Genomic DNA, 18,072 nt, shown 5'->3' on the forward strand with positions numbered 1-18,072 from the left:
GACCGTTCAGCCAGCCGCCAGCATCGCCGTCAGCCGCCGCGACAGCTGGGCAATGCCGGGATCCATGCCAAAGTCGTTGCGCAGGCGGTGCAGTGCGGCCTCGGCCATCGCGGCCATCTTTTCTGGGTGTCTGGCGGCAAGGAGCAGGCTTTCGGCCAGCACTTCCGGGCTGTCCGCGCTCAGCAGCCCATGGGTGCCATGGGTGATGAACTCCGGGATCGCCGACACCGGGGTGGACAGGATCGGCAGGCCTTGCGAGGCCGCTTCCATCAGCACATTGGGCAGCCCGTCGCGATCGCCGTCCTCGGCCACCCGGCTGGGCAGCACGAAGAGATCACTGGCGCGCATCGCCTCGATTACCTCGGGCTGGTCGCAGGCGCCGCGCCAGGTGATGCGGTCGCCAATACCGGCGTCCTCGGCCATGCCTTGCAGAAGATCGCCGAGGCCGCCGCCGCCGATATGGGTCCAGTGCCAGTCCAGCCCCCCGGGCAGCAGCGCCAGTGCCGCGATTAGCCGGTCAAAGCCCTTCTTTTCCACCAGCCGCCCGACGGACATGAAGTGAACCGGTTCCTGCGGCTGACGCATGCGGCGCTGCGGTGGCGCGGGAAAACGCGACAGGTCCAGCCCGTGATAGACCAGATCGACCCGGTCGGGTGAGTCCGCCATGTCCTGAAGATGCCGGGCCCCAAAGCCGGTGCAGGTGGCCCCAAATGCCGCGCCGTGATGGCTGGCAGAGAGTTTCTCGGCGATTTCCCAGTCGGGCGAGGTCCAGATATCCTTGGCGTGGGCGGAAAAGCTCCACGGCAGGCCGCGCATGATGGCGGCATAGCGCGCCACAGAGGAGGGCGTGTGCAAAAAATGCGCATAAAGCCCCAGCACCGCGTCGGGCATCTCGGCAGCCAGCACGCAGGCCTGCCCGAACCGGCGGATCCGGTTGGGAGAGGCGTCGCGGCGCAGGTCGGCGCGCCAGATGCGATAGGCTTCGGCATAGCCCGGCAACTGCTGCGCCACCGCGCGGGCGCGCCAGACGCGCTCTGGCTCCTGATACAGGTACTCCGGCAGATAATTCACCCATGCCTGCAATTGCTGGTGCAGCGGGTGGCGCTTTACATCTGTGGGATGGCGCAGTGACCAGATTTCAAATGCGTGGCCTGCGGCTTCCAGCGCCACCAGTTCCTGCGCGATGAAGGTCTCCGACAGCCGTGGCCAGCCCTTGACCACCACCGCCAGCGGCGGACGGGGAGCGCTCATTCGGCGATCTCCTGCGGGTTTTGATCCAGCAAAATCTGAACCCGGCGGGTGACATAGTCGAGCCCGTCCAGCAGCCCGACAGAGCCGGCAGCGGAGGGCGGTTTCTGACGGCTCAATGCCCGGATCGCGCCGGCCAGCGCCTGGGCGGTCCAGCCATCGCGGGTCTCGTCCAGCATGGTGGACAGCCCCAGTTCCTCGGCGCGATTGGCGCGGATCCATTGCTCCAGTCGGGGCGTGGTGCGCGGCACGATCACCGCCGGTTTGTCAAAGGACAGCACCTCGCAAAAGGTGTTGTAACCGCCCATGCAGACAACCCCCTGAGCCCCGGCGAACAGGGTCTCAATCTGTGATTCAAAACCCACGGCGGTGACGCGCCCCTGGAGCCGGGCCACCCGCTGTTCAAAATCCGCGCGGGTGTCGCCGGACAGGAACGGGCCGTAAACCAGCACCGCGCGCGGTGACAGCTCCGGGTCTGCCTCATAGGCGGACAGCACCAGGTCCACCATCATCTCGCCATCGCCGCCACCGCCGGCAGTGACCAGCAGATAGGGCTGCTGCGGCGGCGCGCCGACCTCGCCCAGATCGCGCCGCAGGTAGCCGGTCCAGTGCATCCGCTCCCGCATCTGGGGCGTGAACGGCAGTCCCTCGGTCGGATCGTAGACCGATTTCGGACCGTAAACCCAGATCTCGTCGTAAAAGTCGCGGGTCGCCTCGACCGCCTGCTTGCGGTCCCACTCGGCGGCCAGCACTTCGGGTTCGTCCAGCACGTCGCGCAGCCCCAGAACCAGCTTGCAGCGGCCTTCGGACTTGAGGAACTCCAGCGCAGGCATCAGCTCGCCGCGAAATCCGGTCGGCTCCTTGTCGGCCACCAGCACATCGGGCTGATACTGCTCCACTGTGGAGCGGATCAGGGCAGCGCGCAATTCGGCGGTTTCCTCGATGCTCATGCCCATGGTGCGCGAGTCATAGGAGCCGTCGGCGCGTTTGATCACGCCCGGCAGGCGGATGTGGTCCACGCCGGCGGGAAAGGAGAACCGCCCCGCAACCGGCGAGCCGGTCAGGATCAGCGCCGAGGCCTCCGGGGTGGCAGTGGTGATGGCACCGGCCAGCGCCCGCGAGCGGCGCAGGTGGCCAAGGCCAAAGGTATCATGGCTGTAGAACATCACACGCGGGCCGCGCTTTTGCGGGCTCGCAGATGCTGGGGGTTCACCTGGCTGTGTCATTGATCCGCTTGTCTGAAATGTCCGCGTGCCGCGCAATTTGAACCGGCAGCAACCTGGTCAGAGACCGGGCTGCCGCTGCATGTGCCTGTCGCCGGGCCTGCGCTGTGGTGCTCTGCCATCTTCCGCCTCGGATTGCGCAGCCCCCGGCTGGTTGCGGACGGGGGTGCAGCCTGTTGGTTCTGCTGCGGCAGGATACAGCCGACCGCACCTGCGGGACCAAGCTGTGCTGCTGCCCGCCGGAAGGCGGAGGTTCAAATCGGTATAGCCTGCCACCTGCGCCTATGCAATCATGCGGCAGAGACGCCACCTGCATCAAAAGGCGGGCCTGGAACATTTGCATAACGTTTTCGCGCGTGGTTAATTCTGGTTATATTTCCATAAGGATAGGCGCCCATGCTGCAATTTCTTTACCGAAGTCTGCTGGCAGCGCTGTTGTGTTTTTTTGCAGTTGCTCACGCGGGTGCGCAGCAAAGTGATGCGGCGCCTGCGGATGGCCTCTCCCGTGTCCTCGAACAGGCGGGGCAGCTCGGCGTCGGTGTGGTGGTTGTTGACAGCAGCGGGCAGCTGCTGACCCCGTCACCGCCCCCCGAAGAGGACACGCCGCCAAACGGCACCCAGATGGAGAAACCCTCTGCCCTGATGCAGGCGCAGTCCCGGGTTGGTGCGTTTCGCGCCGAACTGGCCAGCCGCCTTGAGGCGCTGCCCTATTCCGTCTTTGAGATGAAGTACATCCTGCGCCAGACCAGCCCGGACGGGCGCATCATGACCTATGTCGAGGTGCTGGTCTGGAGCGTGCTGTTCCTGATGATCGGCCGCTGGCTGTCGGTCGAGATTTACGGCAAACGGATCGCCAAACGCTATGTGGTGGCGCGGATCAAGCAGCACCCCGAAGGCTATCAGGAAAAGATGCCCTTCCTGATCTTTCGGTTCTTCATGGGGGTGGGGGGCACCATCTTTGCGATGCTTTTTGCAGCGCTGGCGTCCTATCTGATCTTCGGCCCCTCCGGCGATGCCTCGGTCGAGTTTACCGCCACCGCGATCTATACCGCCTTTTTCCTGGCGCGGACGGTCTCGGATCTGTGGCGCATGGTGCTGTCGCCCTACCTGTCGCAATATCGCATTCCGGTGTTTTCGGATCGCGATGCCCGACGGCTCTACATCTGGGCGTCGCTGTTGGCGACCTACGACATCTCCGCGGTCATGTTTGCCACCTGGGTTGGGGATTTCGGGCTGAATTACAACGTCTACGCGCTGGTCCATGGTGTGCTGGCGCTGGTGGGGACCTTCGGCAACCTGCTGCTGGTACTGGTCAACGGCCGCGCCATCTCCAACGCGATCCGGGCAGGGCGGCGGCCAGAGGATTGTTCCTGGCTGGTCCGCGGACTGTCGATGGCCTGGGCGCCGGTGCTGATCGCCTACATGATCTTTGGCTGGCTCAAGCTGGCCTTTGACCTGGTGCTGGAAAATGACATCGCGGTGCCGGTGATGGCGGGCAGCTATTTCGTGCTGACCACGATCCTGATCGTCTATGGCGTCATCAACTACCTGATCGAGCGCTATTTCAGCCGTGCCCGCGGCCCGCGCATCGCCCCGGCAGCCATCGACGTTGCCTCCCCCGATGCAGAGGCAGAAGCCGAGGGACCGGCGCGCCATCCGATTGCCACCTATCAGGACCTTGCCCGCCGCGTTGCCGGCATCCTGGCCTTTGTGGTCGGGGCCTATTCGCTGGTGATCGTGTGGAATCCCGATGCGGCCTGGCTGAACACGACCTCTGCCGACCGGGTGATCGACATCACGGTGATCCTGTTCATCGGGTACATCGTCTACCACCTGTTCCGGATCTGGATCGACAGCAAGATCGACGAAGAGGTCGGCGCCGCGCCAGCAGAAGCCGAACTGGGCGATGAGGGTGGCGCCGGGGGCGCCAGCCGTCTCGCCACCCTGTTGCCGCTGTTTCGCGGCGCCATCCTGGCGGTTGTCGTGGTGACGATCATCCTCATCGTGCTGCTGGAGCTGGGTATCAACGTCAGCCCGTTGTTTGCAGGCGCCGGCGTGGTTGGTCTGGCGGTGGGCTTTGGCTCGCAGACGCTGGTGCGTGACATCTTTTCGGGCGCGTTCTTCCTCGTGGACGATGCCTTCCGCAAAGGTGAGTACATCGATATCGGCGATGTCAAAGGCACCGTTGAGAAAATCTCGGTGCGGTCCTTCCAGCTGCGCCACCATCTTGGGGCGCTGCACACCATCCCCTTTGGCGAGATCAAGGTGCTGACCAATTACTCCCGCGACTGGGTGATGATGAAACTGCCGCTGCGGGTCACCTATGACACCGACGTGGAAAAGGTTCGCAAGCTGATCAAGAAGCTGGGCCAGAACCTGCTGGAGGATCCGGTCATCGGCGATGCCTTCATCCAGCCGCTGAAGTCGCAGGGCGTGATCGAAATGCAGGATTCGGCGATGATCATCCGGGTAAAGTTCATGACCAAACCGGGCGATCAGTGGCTGGTGCGCAAACGCGTCTACCAGGAAATCCGCGAGCTGTTCGCGCGGGAGAATATCAAATTCGCCCACCGCGAAGTCACGGTGCGCCTGGCCACTGACCAGGAGGACGATCTGACGCCCAAGCAGAAACAGATGGCCACCGGGGCGGTGCAGGCCGCCATCGACGAAGATATCCTCGACGAGATGGGCAGCAACGGTGGCGACGACCGCTAGGGCGCGCCCCAGGGGGCGGTTTCTTTCTGGTTGCAAATACTCCGGGGTGAATTGGCCGCCAGGCCAAGATGGGCAGCGCCCCTAGTCCGCCTCCTTCCCCTGCCACTCCTGCCCCTGCCAACGGGGGGTGGCGCTGCCACACCGCGCGGCGGGCAGATCCCAGCGCATCGCGGTCCGTTCCAGCCGCAAGGGCGCGAGCAGGCGCCGTCCCGGCCCCCAGCCGCTGTGCTCCGACGTGGTGACAAAATCGCGGTCAGTCGCACCGTCAATCACATCACCCCCGGCGGATTTCGGGGTGGAGGCCAGCGCCTCTGCCACGCGGGCCAGCGACAGGCGCGCGGGTGCAACTGGCACGCCGCCGTGGGCGTTATGCAGGGCAGACAGCACCGCGGCCGCCATCAGGTATCCGGCGGCATGATCCAGCGCCTGCACGGGCAGGGGCGTGGGCCGATCGGCCTGCGCCCAGCGGCGGCCTGTGTCGGCGATGCCCGCGCTCATCTGAACCAGGCTGTCAAAGCCGCGCCGCTGCGCCCAGGGGCCGCTCCAACCATAGGCGTCCAGTGTCACCTCGACCAGGTCGGGCGCGATCCGCTGGCGGGTGCCGCTGTCGTAGCCCAGCCGCTCCAGCGCGCCGGGGCGGTAACCGTGCACCAGCACGTCCGCCTCTGCCAGCAGCGCCTCGAACCGGCGGCGGTCGGCGGCTGCGCGCAGGTCCAGCGTGGCCATGCGCTTGCCCAGAGAGACATCGGTGATCACACCGGGCTCATCCCAGCCGGGTGGGTCGATGCGCAGCACCTCGGCCCCAAATCCGGCCAGCGTGCGGGTCGACACCGGTCCCGCAATCACCCGCGTGAGGTCCAGCACACGCAGCCCCGCAAGCGGCCGGTCCAGCGTCGCCTGCGGGCGCGTGCGCAGGTGAATCAGGCGGGGACTGCCCCAGTGGACCAGCGGCTCGGCTGCGACGGCGCGGCCCTGCGGATGCGCCAGCCATTCGGCCCGGCTCCGCATCGCCGCCGCGACACCGCCAGCGTCGACCACCGCCGTTTCCAGGTCGCTCGCCGACCAAGTTCGCACCGCTGCCGCGACGGCCGGACGGGCCGCGGCGCAGCCCAGCACCCGCAGGGCAGCGTCACGGTGATGTGGCAGGTTGGTGTGCAGCCGGATCCAGCCATCGGCACTTTCATAGTCGCCCGCAATGGCATCCCACAGGCTGGGCATCTCCCAGCCTTCGGGGCGGAAGCTGTAGCCGAACCACAGCGACGCAAGGCGCTGATCTACCGTGACCTCCGGCGGCGTCGGCGCAAGGTTCAGTGCCGTGACCAGCCGCGCCAGCTCCAGCCCGACGGATGCGACGCTGGCTGTGGCCAGCTCGCTGACCGCAAAGGCACTGTGCCACCGGCCGTCGCCGCGAACCCGGTACTGGTCGGGATCGGGAAGGGCGGCAAGCAGGCTCAATGCTGATAGGGGTCGAGGCTGTCGCGCAGGCCGTCCCCCAGAAAATTGAAGGCCAGCACCACCACCACGATGGGCAGCATCGGAATGGCCGTCCAGGGGTAGATCTCGATCGAGGCCAGGTTCTGCGCGTCATTCAGCATCACCCCCCAGCTGACCGCGGGCGCCCGCAGCCCGAGGCCGAGGAACGACAGCGCGGTCTCGCCCAGGATCATCGCCGGGATCGACAGCGTGGCCGAGGCGATCAGATGCGACATAAAATTCGGCAGCAGATGTTTGCGAATCACGCGGCCGGACGAGGCCCCCATCATTTCTGCCGCCCGCACGTATTCCTCCTCGCGCAGCGAGAGGAACTTGGCCCGCACCGCCCGTGCCAATCCGGGCCAGTCAAGAATGCCGAGGATGATCGAGATGATGAAGAACACCGTCACCGGCGACCAGGTCGAGGGCACCGCTGCCGACAGCGCCAGCCACAGCGGCAGCTCCGGCAAGGAGCGCAGCACCTCGATCACCCGGTTGATGATCCAGTCGGTCTTGCCGCCCAGATAGCCCGCCAGTGAGCCAAAGAAGATGCCCAGCACAAAGGACACCGTAATCCCGATCAGCCCCACCGTCAGCGACAGCTGCGCGCCGTAGAGAATGCGCGAGAATATATCCCGTCCCAGCCGGTCGGACCCCCACAGGAAGACCGGGCTTGCGGGGTCCGGCGAGCAAAACAGATGCGTGGTCGATGGGATCAGCCCGGCGATATGGTACTCGCTGCCCTGGCAGAAGAATTTCAGCTTCTGCGGGTCTTCCAGATCCGGCGTGAACACCCACTGGAAACTCTCCAGATCCGCATAGGAGGTCAAAGGGTAGACATATGGGCCGATGAACTGGCCCTGGTGAAACAGGTTGATCGACTGTGGCGGCGAGTACAGATGCTCGCTGTGGCGCTGGTTCGGGCCGTAGGGCGCGATGAACCCGGCCACAGGCAGCAGCACATAGCAGATCAGCAGAAATACACCGGAGATCAGTCCCAACCGGTGGGTGCGGAACTTGCGCCAGATCAGCAACCAGTTGGGCGCGTCCAGATCCTTGCGCTCCAGCTCCAGCAGTGCCGCTTTCGGATCATAAGGCGCGTCGTCGACATACCGTCCGTCAGGCAGCTGGGTCATGCGCGTTTTCCTTCATAGCGGATCCGCGGGTCCAGCAGCATCAACAGCACATCCGACACCATCGTGCCGATCAGTGTCAGCAGCGCCACGAACATTAGAACAAACCCGGACAGGAACATGTCCTGCGTCTTCAGCGCCGTCAGCAGGGTGGGGCCAATCGTTTGCAAGCCCAGCACCACCGACACCAGCACCGATCCCGAAATCATCGAGGGCAGCAGATTGCCGATGTCCGCCACAAACGGATTGAAGGCCACCCGCAGCGGGTATTTCGCCAGCATCCGCGACGGCTTCATGCCCTTGGCAATGGCGGTCTCGACGTAGGGTTTGCCCAGCTCGTCCAGCATGTTGGCGCGCAACCGCTGCATCATCGCCGAGGCGCCGGCGGTGCCGATCACGAAGGTCGGCACGATCAGATGCGCAAGGATCGATTTCACCTTGTCCCAGCTCATCGGCACGCCCTCGTATTCCGGCGCCATCAACCCGCCGATCGGCAGGTCAAACCAGCGGTGGCCGTAATAGAACAGGATCAGCGCCAGCAGGAAGTTCGGTGTCGCAAGGCCGAGGTAGCCGACAAAGGCGGTGGTGTAGTCGACCCAGGTCCGCGCCCGCGCCGCGGCCAGCACCCCAAGCGGCAGCGCCACCAAGTAGACAAACAGAACCGCCGCGAGGTTGACCAGCACCGTCAGCCACAGGCTGTCGCCGACGATCTCGGCCACGGGGCTGTCGAATTCAAAGGACCAGCCGTAATTGCCCTGGATCATGCCGGAAAACCCGTGCGGGCCGGGCATGAAGCCCATCCAGATCATGTATTGCTGCCACAAGGGCTTATCCAGAGCGTATTCCTTGCGCAGAAATTCGGCCTTGGCCACACCGGCGGACTGGCCGGTGGCCTGCAATTCGGCAATCTGGTTGGACAGATAGTCGCCAGGCGGCAGGTTGATGATGACAAAGACCAGCACAGAGACCACCAGCAGCGTCAGCAGCATGGTGCCAAAACGGTAAACAGCGTAGCGCAGAATTTCCATCAGCCTTGGCCGTCCTCGAAATAGAACTCGTCGGGCCGGTAGACGCCAAAATGCGCCCCCGGATCCCAGGCCCAGATGGCCTGCTCCGGCACGTTGCGCAGCCGCTTGGACACCACCACCGGCTGTGGCGCAGCGGCCACCACGCCAATCGCAAAGACCTGATCGGCGTGGATCTGTAGCATCTCACGCCAGGCGGCGCTGCGCTCTTCGTCGGTTGTCGCCGCGTCCCACGCCTCCATCAGCTCCAGCAAGCGCTGGGCCGGCGCCAGGTCCGGCGGCTCTCCCGCCTGACCGGCGGTCTGGTAATACTGTCCCCACTTGGGCCAGGACAAAAAGGTCTGGTCCGTGGGCGCCAGGTAGACAGGCGATGTGTAGGGCTGCGGCAGACCGTTGTCCCAGCCGAACCAGGTCGAGGCCATGGTGGTGCCCGAGAACACCCGGTTGCGTAGGATGTCGCGGTCCAGCGGGCGCATCACCAGCTTGACGCCGATGTCGCGCCAGTCATCGGTGATGATCTGAAGCGCGTTCTCGACCTCCTGGCGTTCGCCGGCGGTTTCCACCACCAGCTCCATCAGCCGCCCGTCAGGCAGGTAGCGGATGCCGTAGGCGTCGCGCTTGTCCAGCCCGGCCTCATCCAGCAGGCGGTTGGCCAGCTCGGGGTCGAAATCGGCCCAGGCGTCGCGCAGGCTCTGGTCGAAAAAGGCGCTTTGCTCCAGCACCGCCATGGCGCCGGGTTTGGCCAAGTTGAAATAGAGCGCCCGGTTGATGGCGCGGCGGTTGATCGCCAAAGACAATGCCCGACGCACCCGCACGTCGCGGAACACCTCGCGCCAGACCGGATCGTTGGCGTTCAGGTTCGGATAGATCGCGATCTGCGAGGCGGCCCCGCTGGCCCACAGGAAGGTTCGGTAGTTGCCGCCATCCTTCTCGCCCTTGCGCAGGATTGGAATGTCTCGAAAGCCGAGACCGCGGGCCTGCAAGTCCGCCTCGCCGGCGTTGGATTTGGCAGCCACCAGACCTGCGCCGACGATCTCCATCTCCACCGTGTCGATATAGGGCAGCTGCACCCCGCGGCTGTCGATCCGGTGATAATAGGGGTTGCGCACGAACTGGTGGCGGATCTTCTTGCCGGCCGAGGCATTGATCCAAGGCTGCAGGGTGGGCAGCTCGTGATTGTCGAACTTGTACATGTTGTCGTATTTATTGTGCAGCGCCGCCCAGCTTTTGACACGGGCATAGTCGACCTCTTCCGCCAGGGTCTCGGGGTCGGCGTAATCGGCGTGGAACTTCTTCAGAAACTTCGCCGGGCGGTAGATGAACGGTGGTCGCGCCAGCGCCAGCGTGTGCAGAAAGCCGGGGTTGGGGTGGTCCCACTCATAGATTACCGTGGTGTCATCCGGGAAGCTCACCCGCGGCAGCTCGCCGCCCGCGCGCAGGAAGTCCGGCGGGCCGGAGGGGCTCAGCAGCTCATTTTTGGCCACGTCCTCCCACCAGTAGCGGAAATCGTCCGAGGTGAAGGGATCGCCATTGGACCAGCGGTGGCCGGGCCGCAGCTTCAGGGTAAAGCGGCGGTTGTTCTCGTTCTCGTAGTCCAGCAGGATGTCGGGACGCAGCCGGTAGTCCTCGCCATATCCGGCCAGCCGGGCATAGCCGTAGACCACCATCTGGCGGATGTCCTTGGATCGGGTCACCATCGTGTTCAGCGTGCCGCCCTGAATGCCTAGGGTACGGCCCTTGGCGGCCAAGTCCACCACCAGCGGCACATCCGGGACCCGCTCGGCGGCGGCGGGCATGTGACCTGCCTTGACCTCCGCCAGCCAGAAGGCACTTTCCTGCACCTGCGGTTCCGCCAGTGCGGGGAGGGCGGCGATACAGAGCGCCGCCAGAAGGGGTTTCATCGTGTCAAACATGGCAGCGTACCTTGTGACCGGCCTCCAGTTTCGGCAATTGCACCAAGGGCGGCGCGGTGGGGCCGTCAAAGCGGAACGCTTCGGGCCAGTGTTCCGGCGCACCGGCACCCTGCGCCACCAGTTTCAGATCGATCGGGCGGTCGATGTCGGGTTCTGGTTGCGCCGCGATCAGCGCCTTGGTGTAGGGGTGCTGCGGGTTGTAGAACAGGGTCTCCGGCGGTGCCTGCTCGACGATCAACCCGCGCCGCATCACCGCGACCTCATCGGCGATGCGCGCCACCACCGCCAGGTCGTGGCTGATGAACAGATAGGACAGCTTCTGTTGGTCGCGGATGTCCTCCAGCAGACGCAGGATCTGTTCCTGCACCGACACATCCAGCGCCGAGGTCGGCTCGTCGCAGACAATCAGCGCAGGCTCCAGCATCAGCGCGCGGGCAATCGACAGCCGCTGGCGCTGGCCGCCGGAAAACGCATGCGGGTAGCGTTGCAGCATGTCCGGCGACAGCCCCACCAGTCGCAGCATCTCGACGGCCTTCTCACGCCGTTCGCTGCGGCTGCCGATGCCGTGAATATCCAGTGGTTCCACCAGCGTATCCTGAATGCGCATACGTGGCGACAACGACGAATAGGGGTCCTGGAACACCATCTGCGCCTGCCGCTGAAAGGCGGTACGCGCGGCGCGGTCCATGTCATGCACTTTCACCGGCGGCTGATCCGGGTGCGGGCGGAACAGGACGCTGCCGCCGGGGTCGGGCGGCTCGGCCCCCAGGGCGATGCGCGCCGCCGTGGTCTTGCCCGACCCGCTTTCGCCGACGATGGCCAGCGTCTCGCCACGCGTCACCTGCAGGTTGATCTCGCGGCAGGCCTGAATCAGCACCGGAGCTTTCCAGCCCTTGCCCGAACGCAGCGTGTAGGTCTTGGAGACCGATTTCATCTCCATGATGAGGTCATCGCGCGGCGGCGGAATGGCCACCACCGCCTCGTCCGGGATGGCGGGCGCGGCGTCGAACAGCGCCTTGGTATAGGGGTGGGCGGGCGTGCGCAGCAGCGGCTCGGCTCGGCCCGATTCCATCACCCGGCCCTTGTGCATCACCACCACCTGCTCGGCCATATTGGCGACCACGCCCAGATCATGCGTGACCAGGATCATCGCCATGCCGGTTTCGCGCTGAAGATCCTTCATCAACCCCAGCACCTGGGCCTGGGTGGTCACGTCCAGCGCCGTTGTCGGCTCATCCGCGATCAGCAGCTCCGGTTTGGCCACCATCGCCATCGCAATCATCGCCCGCTGCCGCATGCCGCCCGACAGCTCGAACGGATAGGAGCGGTAGGTGCGTTCCGGGTCAGGAAAGCCCACCCGTTCGAAACACTCCAGCACCAGCTTGCGGGCGGCGCGCTCGGATTTGCCCCCGTGCAGCCACAGCACCTCTGACACCTGGTTGCCGATCCGGTGCAAGGGTGAGAGCGAGCGCATCGGTTCCTGAAAAATCATCGAGATGGTGTTGCCGCGCACGTCGCGCATGCGGCGCTCGTCCAGCGTTGCAAGGTCGCGCTGCTTGCCGCCGCTATTCAGCAGGATCCGCCCCGAGCGCAGCTGTGCCACCTTGGGCAGGATGCGCAGCACCGCGCGGCAGGACACGGTCTTGCCAGAGCCGCTTTCGCCGACCAGTGCCAGCGTCTCGCCCGGCTGCACAGCAAAGCTGACGTCCTGCACCACCGGGGGGCCCTTGCCAAACCCGATGCTGAGGTTCTCGACTGAGAGCAGCGGTGGCATTCAATATCGCCCGGCTGGCGGGTTCGAGACATCCATGAGATCGCATTTTCCCTGTTTTTAAGCTACCTTCGCGCGTCCGCACGGGGTTAGTCAAACCCCATTTGGGCATTGTGCCGCAGGCTCGGGGGCGATGCCGCCCTTTCACACAGTTGCAACACCCGTTTGCGGGGCTGCTAGCCGGATTCGGTGTCGGCTGCGTGACGGGCCGACGGTAAGAGCGCCTGTTGGCCCGCCAAGTCACGCGCGGACACGATCCGATGTCCTGACCGGCGGACCGGAGGTCGCTGGCGGCTGGTATCGCGCTGGTCTGCAGCCTAGAGTGACCGAATGACCGTCACACATTAGGGGCGAAAATGCCACGCAAACCAATTCTGCACCGCGACAACCCTGCAGCCGCGCCGCTGATCGGCAACGTCAAGGTCACACGGCAGGATTGGCTGAACGTCGCCATGGACGTGCTGATTTCCGACGGGGTGGAGCAGGTCAAGGTGCTGGCGCTGGCCGAGCGGATGCAGGTCTCGCGCTCGTCGTTCTACTGGTACTTCAGGTCTCGCCAGGATCTGCTGGATGCGCTGCTGCACAGCTGGGAGCAGACCAACACGGCCGCCATGGTGCGCCAGGCGGAGCTTGCGGCGCCAACCATCACGGCGGCGGTGCTGAACGTGTTTCACTGCATCACCGACCCTAACCTGTTCAACACAGCGCTGGATTTTGCCGTGCGCGACTGGGCGCGCCGCGCGGGCAAGGTGCGCAGCCTGCTGGACCGCTCGGATCAACGGCGGCTGGCAGCGCTGACGGCGATGTTCGCGCGCTACGACTACCCTCCACCGGAGGCCGCAACCCGCGCCAAAGTGCTGTATTACATGCAAATTGGGTACGATACGGCGGATCCGAACGAAAGCCACGCCCACCGGTTGGAGATGACGCCGCAATACCTGCGCGTGTTCACCGGCCGCGAACCGCTGCCGCAGGAGCTTGAGGCGTTTGCCGCCTTCACCCGTCGGCACTGGGACGTCTGATACTGGGGCCTCCGGTATGGAACGACCGGCCCCGCTGACGGGACCGGTCTTAAAAGAGCCAAAGGTCTCGGCACCGCCTTACAGCGCTGCAAGCGCCTCATCGGCGTTGTCCCGGACCTTGTGGGCCGCCTCCAGACGGACGGGACCGTAGCCGCGGATGTCCATCGGCGCCTTCAGCAGTTGCAGGCAGGCGTCGTGGGTCTGGCTGTCGTAACGCTCCGCCACCCGGGCCAACACCTGTTCGAACCAGGCAAGCAGGTCGCGGTGCAGCCGGGCTTCCTCGTGGTAGCCAAAGATGTTGAATGTCGACCCGCGCAGCCGCTTGCCGCGGGCCAGCAGGTTCATCACCGGGCGCAGCCAGGCGCCAAAGGCCCGTTTCACCGGCCGTCCACGGGTGTCGCGCTTCCAGGTCATCAGCGGCGGTGCAAGGTGGTATTTGACACTGAAGTCGCCTTCGAATTCCTCGTTCAGCTGATGCTGGAAGCTGTCGCTGGTCAGCAGACGCGCAACCTCATACTCGTCCTTATAGGCCATCAGCTTGAACAGGGACCGCGCCGCCGCCTGCGTCAGCTCTTCCTGTGCATCGGCGGGCAGCGCCTTGCGGAACCGCGCCAGCGTGGCGGTATAGCGCGCGGCATAGTCGCGGTCCTGATAGCCGGTGAGGAAGGTGGCGCGGCGTTCGATCAACGCCTCAAGGGTTTCTTCCTTGGGCTTGCCTTCCGCGTAGTGGTCGGCCACCAGCTGCGGATCTTCGGCCATCGCGCGGCCGATGGCAAAGGCCAGACGGTTCTTGTCGATGGCAACGCCGTTCAGCTCGATCGCCTGATCCAGCGCGCCCGCGCTGACCGGCACCAGGCCCTTTTGCCAGGCAAAGCCCAGCATCATCACATTGGCCAGCACCGCATCGCCCAGCAGGGTCTCGGCGGCCTCGTTGGCGTTGAAACCAGACAGGTTTTGCGGCCCCACCGCCTCGGCGATGGTTTTCTCGCGCAGGCCCGCCATCAGGTCGGCATCGCGGCGCAGCACCAGATCGCCTGTGGGCATCTCGGCGCGGTTCAGCACCACCTTGGTGCCCGCCCGGTAATGGGCCGAGGCCTTGGGCGCAGAGCTGACCACCACGTCGCAACCAATCACCGCATCGGCACCGCCCTGATCGATGCGCACCTGATTCAACGTCTCGGGGTCATTCGACAGGCGGATATAGCTCAGCACGGTGCCAAATTTCTGCGCAAAGCCGGTGAAGTCCAGCACGCTGGAGCCTTTGCCCTCCAAATGCGCGGCCATGGTGATCAGCGCGCCCACGGTGACAACGCCGGTGCCGCCAACGCCGGTGACCAGCAGGTCAAACGGGGCCTCCAGCGACGGCAGGGCAGGAGCAGGCAGCTTGGCGGTCAGCTGTGCTGCATCGAGACCCGCGGTCTTTTTCTTGCGCCGTGTTGCGCCCTCGACAGTGACAAAGCTGGGGCAGAACCCGTTCAAGCAGGAAAAATCCTTGTTGCAGCTGGACAGGTTGATCTTGCGCTTGCGGCCGAACGGCGTTTCCTTCGGTTCCACGCTCAGGCAGTTGGATTCCACCGAGCAGTCGCCGCAGCCTTCGCAGACCAGATCGTTGATGAAGGCAAACCGCTTCGGGTCCTCCATCTTGCCGCGCTTGCGGCGGCGGCGTTTTTCCGTCGCGCAGGTCTGCTCATAGATCAGCACCGTCACACCGGGGATCTCGCGCAGCTCGCGCTGTACGGTGTCCAGCGCGCTGCGATCGTGGAATGTGGTGCCTTCGGGAAAATCGCCGCGGCTGAACTTGCCGATGTCGTCCGAGACCAGCGCGATCCGCTCCACGCCCTCGGCGCGGCAGGTCTGGGCGATGCCATGCACCGACACTGGCCCGTCCACCGGCTGCCCGCCGGTCATCGCAACCGCGTCGTTATACAGGATCTTGTAGGTGATGTTGGTGTTCGCCGCGACCGCCTGGCGGATCGCCAGCGACCCGGAATGATACCAGGTGCCCTCACCGAGGTTCTGGAACACATGCTTGCCGCCATTGAACTGCGACGCCGCAGTCCAGGGCACGCCTTCGCCGCCCATCTGCGCATAGCCGGCCGTGTCGCGGTCCATCCAGCTGGCCATCACGTGGCAGCCGATGCCGGAGAATGCCTTCGACCCCTCGGGCAGCTTGGTCGAAGTGTTGTGCGGGCAGCCCGAGCAGAAATAGGGAGTACGGGTGGCGCCGGGCACGTTTAGCACTTTCGGCGGCTCTGCCACCAGTGCCGCGGCCTTGGCGGGCAGGGTTTCCTCGGGGAAGAACTTGTCCAGCCGCGCCGCGACGATGGGCGCCAGCAGCAGCGGGCTCAGCTCGCCGGTCCAGGGGATCAGCGGGTTGCCCTCGCTGTCGTATTTGCCGACCATCTTCTCCGGCTTCTTGCCGGGCCAGTCATAGAAATGCTCTTTGAACTGGCTTTCGATGATGCCGCGCTTCTCCTCGACGACTAGCACTTCCTGCTTGCCCTGCACAAAGGTCAGCGCGTCCTTGCGGTCCAGCGGCCAGACCATGCCGACCTTGTAAATGTCGATGCCCAGGCGGCGGCAGGCGGCCTCGTCGAGCCCCAGCAGCCGCAGCGCCTCCATCAGGTCGAGATGGCCCTTACCGGTGGTGACAAAACCGAAACGCGCGTCCTTGATGTCAAAGATCCGCTTGTCGATCGGGTTGGCCTCGGCAAAGGCGCGCACGGCGTCCAGCTTGGCCTGAATGCGGGTCTCGATCTCGGGCGAGGGCAAATCGGCGCGGCGAATATGCAGCCCGCCGGGGTAGTCCGGAAGCTCAGGATAGACGAATTTGCGGTTCGGCCGCAGCTCGACCGAGCGCGCGCTCTCAACCGTTTCCGACACCGCCTTGAAACCGACCCAGGTGCCCGAGTAACGCGACAACGCAAAGCCATATTCGCCATAGGCCAGGTATTCCGACACATCCGCCGGGTTCAGCACTGGCATGAACCAGGACATGAACGCCACATCCGACTGATGCGGCATCGACGAGCTGACACAGCCGTGGTCGTCGCCTGCCACCACCAGCACGCCGCCCTTGGCCGAGGAGCCATAGGCGTTGCCATGCTTCAGCGCATCACCCGAGCGGTCCACGCCGGGCCCCTTGCCGTACCACATGGAGAACACGCCCTCGACCTCGCAATGCGGGTTTAGAACGGCCTGCTGGGCGCCCAGAACCGCGGTGGCACCCAGATCCTCGTTCACGGCGGGCATGAACTTGATCCGGTTTTCCTCCATCCGCGTCTTGGCCCGCCAGAACTCCAGATCGACCCCACCCAGCGGCGAGCCGCGGTAGCCGGAGACGAAACCGGCGGTGTTCAACCCGGCCTCGCGGTCGCGACGGGCCTGGTCCAGCATGATGCGGGCCAGCGCCTGGGTGCCGGTCAGGAACACCCGGCCCTTGGTCAGTTCATAACGGTCCTCCAGCTTGTAGCTGCGGAAATCATGGCTCAGCTTGGTCATCACGGGGGTGTCCTTGCGCGCGTTCATATCTGATCGGTAAGATAATCCAGCCACGGTGGAAATATTTGCCACAGTTGTTGGAATTCTGCCATTGTGTGGATAACTGTTTCAAAATTTTGCCCGCGGGCGGATAGGTAGACCGGATCATGAAGCTCGACGACAGGGACCGCCGCATTCTGACGCTGCTGCAAGAGGATTCCCGTATGTCCAACGCCGACCTGGCCGAGGCCGTGGGGATGTCCGCCTCTGCCCTGTGGCGGCGGGTGCGGGCGCTGGAGGAAGCCGGCATCATCGAACGCTACGGCGCCATCGTCAGCGCCCCCGCCATGGGGTTGGGCTTTCAGGCGCTGGTGCATGTGCAGCTGACCCGGCATGACCCGGAAAAACTGGTGGAGTTCATCCGTGCCGTGGAAACCAGCCCATTGGTGCAGGAATGCTACGCCACCACCGGCCAGGCCGATTATCACCTGCGGGTGCTGGCGCCGGATCTCGAAGCCTATAACCGGTTTCTGGAGGAGTTTCTGTTTCGCCTGCCTGCGGTGGCCAGCGCTCAGACGAATGTGGTGCTGCGCACCATAAAACGCGACCGGCCGCTGGTGCCCTGACGGGTGGCCACGGCTGTACCGGGGACGGGCTCGATTACAGGGCCACGAATTTGATCCAGGCCCAGCCCATGGCGATATAGGTCAGCTGATGCAGCGTCTGGTCGGCCCCCATGGCCTGCCAGAACCTGGCCTGCTGCGGATTGAGGTTTTTTACCTCGGAATAGCGTGCCTTGGCGAAATCAATGTGAAAATGCACGATCCACTCCATCACCGCCAGCAGCAGGATGAACGGCAGCGGCGACCCGAACAGGCCAAGCACGACCACAGAGCCGATCACATGCACCCCGGCATGCTGGGCGCGGCCCATGTGCACATAGGCACAGCGGCCCGACAGCATCTTTGGCGTCTGCAGGAAAAAGTCGGCAAACATGTGCTTGATCTGCAAAGCGCAGAGCAAAAGCAGAACGGAACCGACAAAATCAGGCAACGCAAAACACCTCCAG

General features: G+C 64.7%; 12 protein-coding genes. 3 read left to right on the forward strand and 9 right to left on the reverse strand.

Features of this window, described 5'->3' with window-relative positions; translation table 11 throughout:
• Positions 1-6 precede the first annotated feature (6 nt).
• Positions 7-1,251, reverse strand: a complete 1,245-nt coding sequence (locus AC0IPL_RS13990; protein WP_474275153.1) for a glycosyltransferase — start codon at positions 1,249-1,251, stop codon at positions 7-9.
• A complete protein-coding gene (locus AC0IPL_RS13995) occupies positions 1,248-2,414 on the reverse strand; it encodes a glycosyltransferase family protein (protein ID WP_474275155.1) in 1,167 nt (388 codons plus the stop codon). The genes AC0IPL_RS13990 and AC0IPL_RS13995 overlap by 4 nt, the downstream gene beginning before the upstream one ends.
• Positions 2,415-2,867: 453 nt before the next feature.
• On the opposite strand from AC0IPL_RS13995, the gene AC0IPL_RS14000 reads away from it, so the two are divergent.
• Positions 2,868-5,186 carry a mechanosensitive ion channel domain-containing protein gene (locus AC0IPL_RS14000; RefSeq protein ID WP_474275156.1) on the forward strand — a complete coding sequence of 773 codons (2,319 nt, stop codon included), beginning with the start codon at positions 2,868-2,870 and terminating at the stop codon, positions 5,184-5,186.
• A gap of 81 nt (positions 5,187-5,267) precedes the next feature.
• Here AC0IPL_RS14000 and AC0IPL_RS14005 read toward each other — a convergent pair whose 3' ends face one another.
• The 5 genes from AC0IPL_RS14005 to AC0IPL_RS14025 are packed head-to-tail and all read right to left on the reverse strand — an operon-like array spanning position 5,268 to position 12,504.
• Positions 5,268-6,641, reverse strand: a complete 1,374-nt coding sequence (locus AC0IPL_RS14005) for a CoA transferase (RefSeq protein WP_474275157.1) — start codon at positions 6,639-6,641, stop codon at positions 5,268-5,270.
• Positions 6,638-7,795, reverse strand: a complete 1,158-nt coding sequence (locus AC0IPL_RS14010; RefSeq protein WP_474275159.1) for an ABC transporter permease — start codon at positions 7,793-7,795, stop codon at positions 6,638-6,640. Before AC0IPL_RS14010 ends, AC0IPL_RS14005 begins: the two co-directional genes overlap by 4 nt.
• The gene (locus AC0IPL_RS14015; protein ID WP_474275160.1) at positions 7,792-8,820 is read right to left on the reverse strand and encodes an ABC transporter permease; all 1,029 of its coding nucleotides are present in this window, start codon (positions 8,818-8,820) and stop codon (positions 7,792-7,794) included. Before AC0IPL_RS14015 ends, AC0IPL_RS14010 begins: the two co-directional genes overlap by 4 nt.
• Positions 8,820-10,730 carry an ABC transporter substrate-binding protein gene (locus tag AC0IPL_RS14020; RefSeq protein WP_474275162.1) on the reverse strand — a complete coding sequence of 637 codons (1,911 nt, stop codon included), beginning with the start codon at positions 10,728-10,730 and terminating at the stop codon, positions 8,820-8,822. The genes AC0IPL_RS14015 and AC0IPL_RS14020 overlap by 1 nt, the downstream gene beginning before the upstream one ends.
• The gene (locus AC0IPL_RS14025) at positions 10,723-12,504 is read right to left on the reverse strand and encodes an ABC transporter ATP-binding protein (protein WP_474275164.1); all 1,782 of its coding nucleotides are present in this window, start codon (positions 12,502-12,504) and stop codon (positions 10,723-10,725) included. Before AC0IPL_RS14025 ends, AC0IPL_RS14020 begins: the two co-directional genes overlap by 8 nt.
• 353 nt (positions 12,505-12,857) lie before the next feature.
• On the opposite strand from AC0IPL_RS14025, the gene AC0IPL_RS14030 reads away from it, so the two are divergent.
• Positions 12,858-13,523, forward strand: coding sequence for a TetR/AcrR family transcriptional regulator (locus tag AC0IPL_RS14030; protein WP_474275166.1), 666 nt, complete (start codon positions 12,858-12,860; stop codon positions 13,521-13,523).
• A 78-nt stretch (positions 13,524-13,601) separates the two neighbouring features.
• Here AC0IPL_RS14030 and AC0IPL_RS14035 read toward each other — a convergent pair whose 3' ends face one another.
• Entirely contained in the window at positions 13,602-17,024 is a 3,423-nt protein-coding gene (locus AC0IPL_RS14035; protein ID WP_474275168.1) for an indolepyruvate ferredoxin oxidoreductase family protein, read from the reverse strand.
• 146 nt (positions 17,025-17,170) lie between these two features.
• Here AC0IPL_RS14035 and AC0IPL_RS14040 point away from each other — a divergent pair, with 146 nt between their 5' ends.
• On the forward strand, positions 17,171-17,629 hold the full coding sequence (locus tag AC0IPL_RS14040; RefSeq protein WP_474275169.1) for an Lrp/AsnC family transcriptional regulator: 459 nt from the start codon (positions 17,171-17,173) through the stop codon (positions 17,627-17,629).
• 34 nt (positions 17,630-17,663) lie between these two features.
• Here AC0IPL_RS14040 and AC0IPL_RS14045 read toward each other — a convergent pair whose 3' ends face one another.
• On the reverse strand, positions 17,664-18,056 hold the full coding sequence (locus AC0IPL_RS14045) for a DUF3307 domain-containing protein (RefSeq protein WP_474275170.1): 393 nt from the start codon (positions 18,054-18,056) through the stop codon (positions 17,664-17,666).
• Positions 18,057-18,072 lie beyond the last annotated feature (16 nt).

The organism is Leisingera sp. SA32, assembly GCF_056033425.1.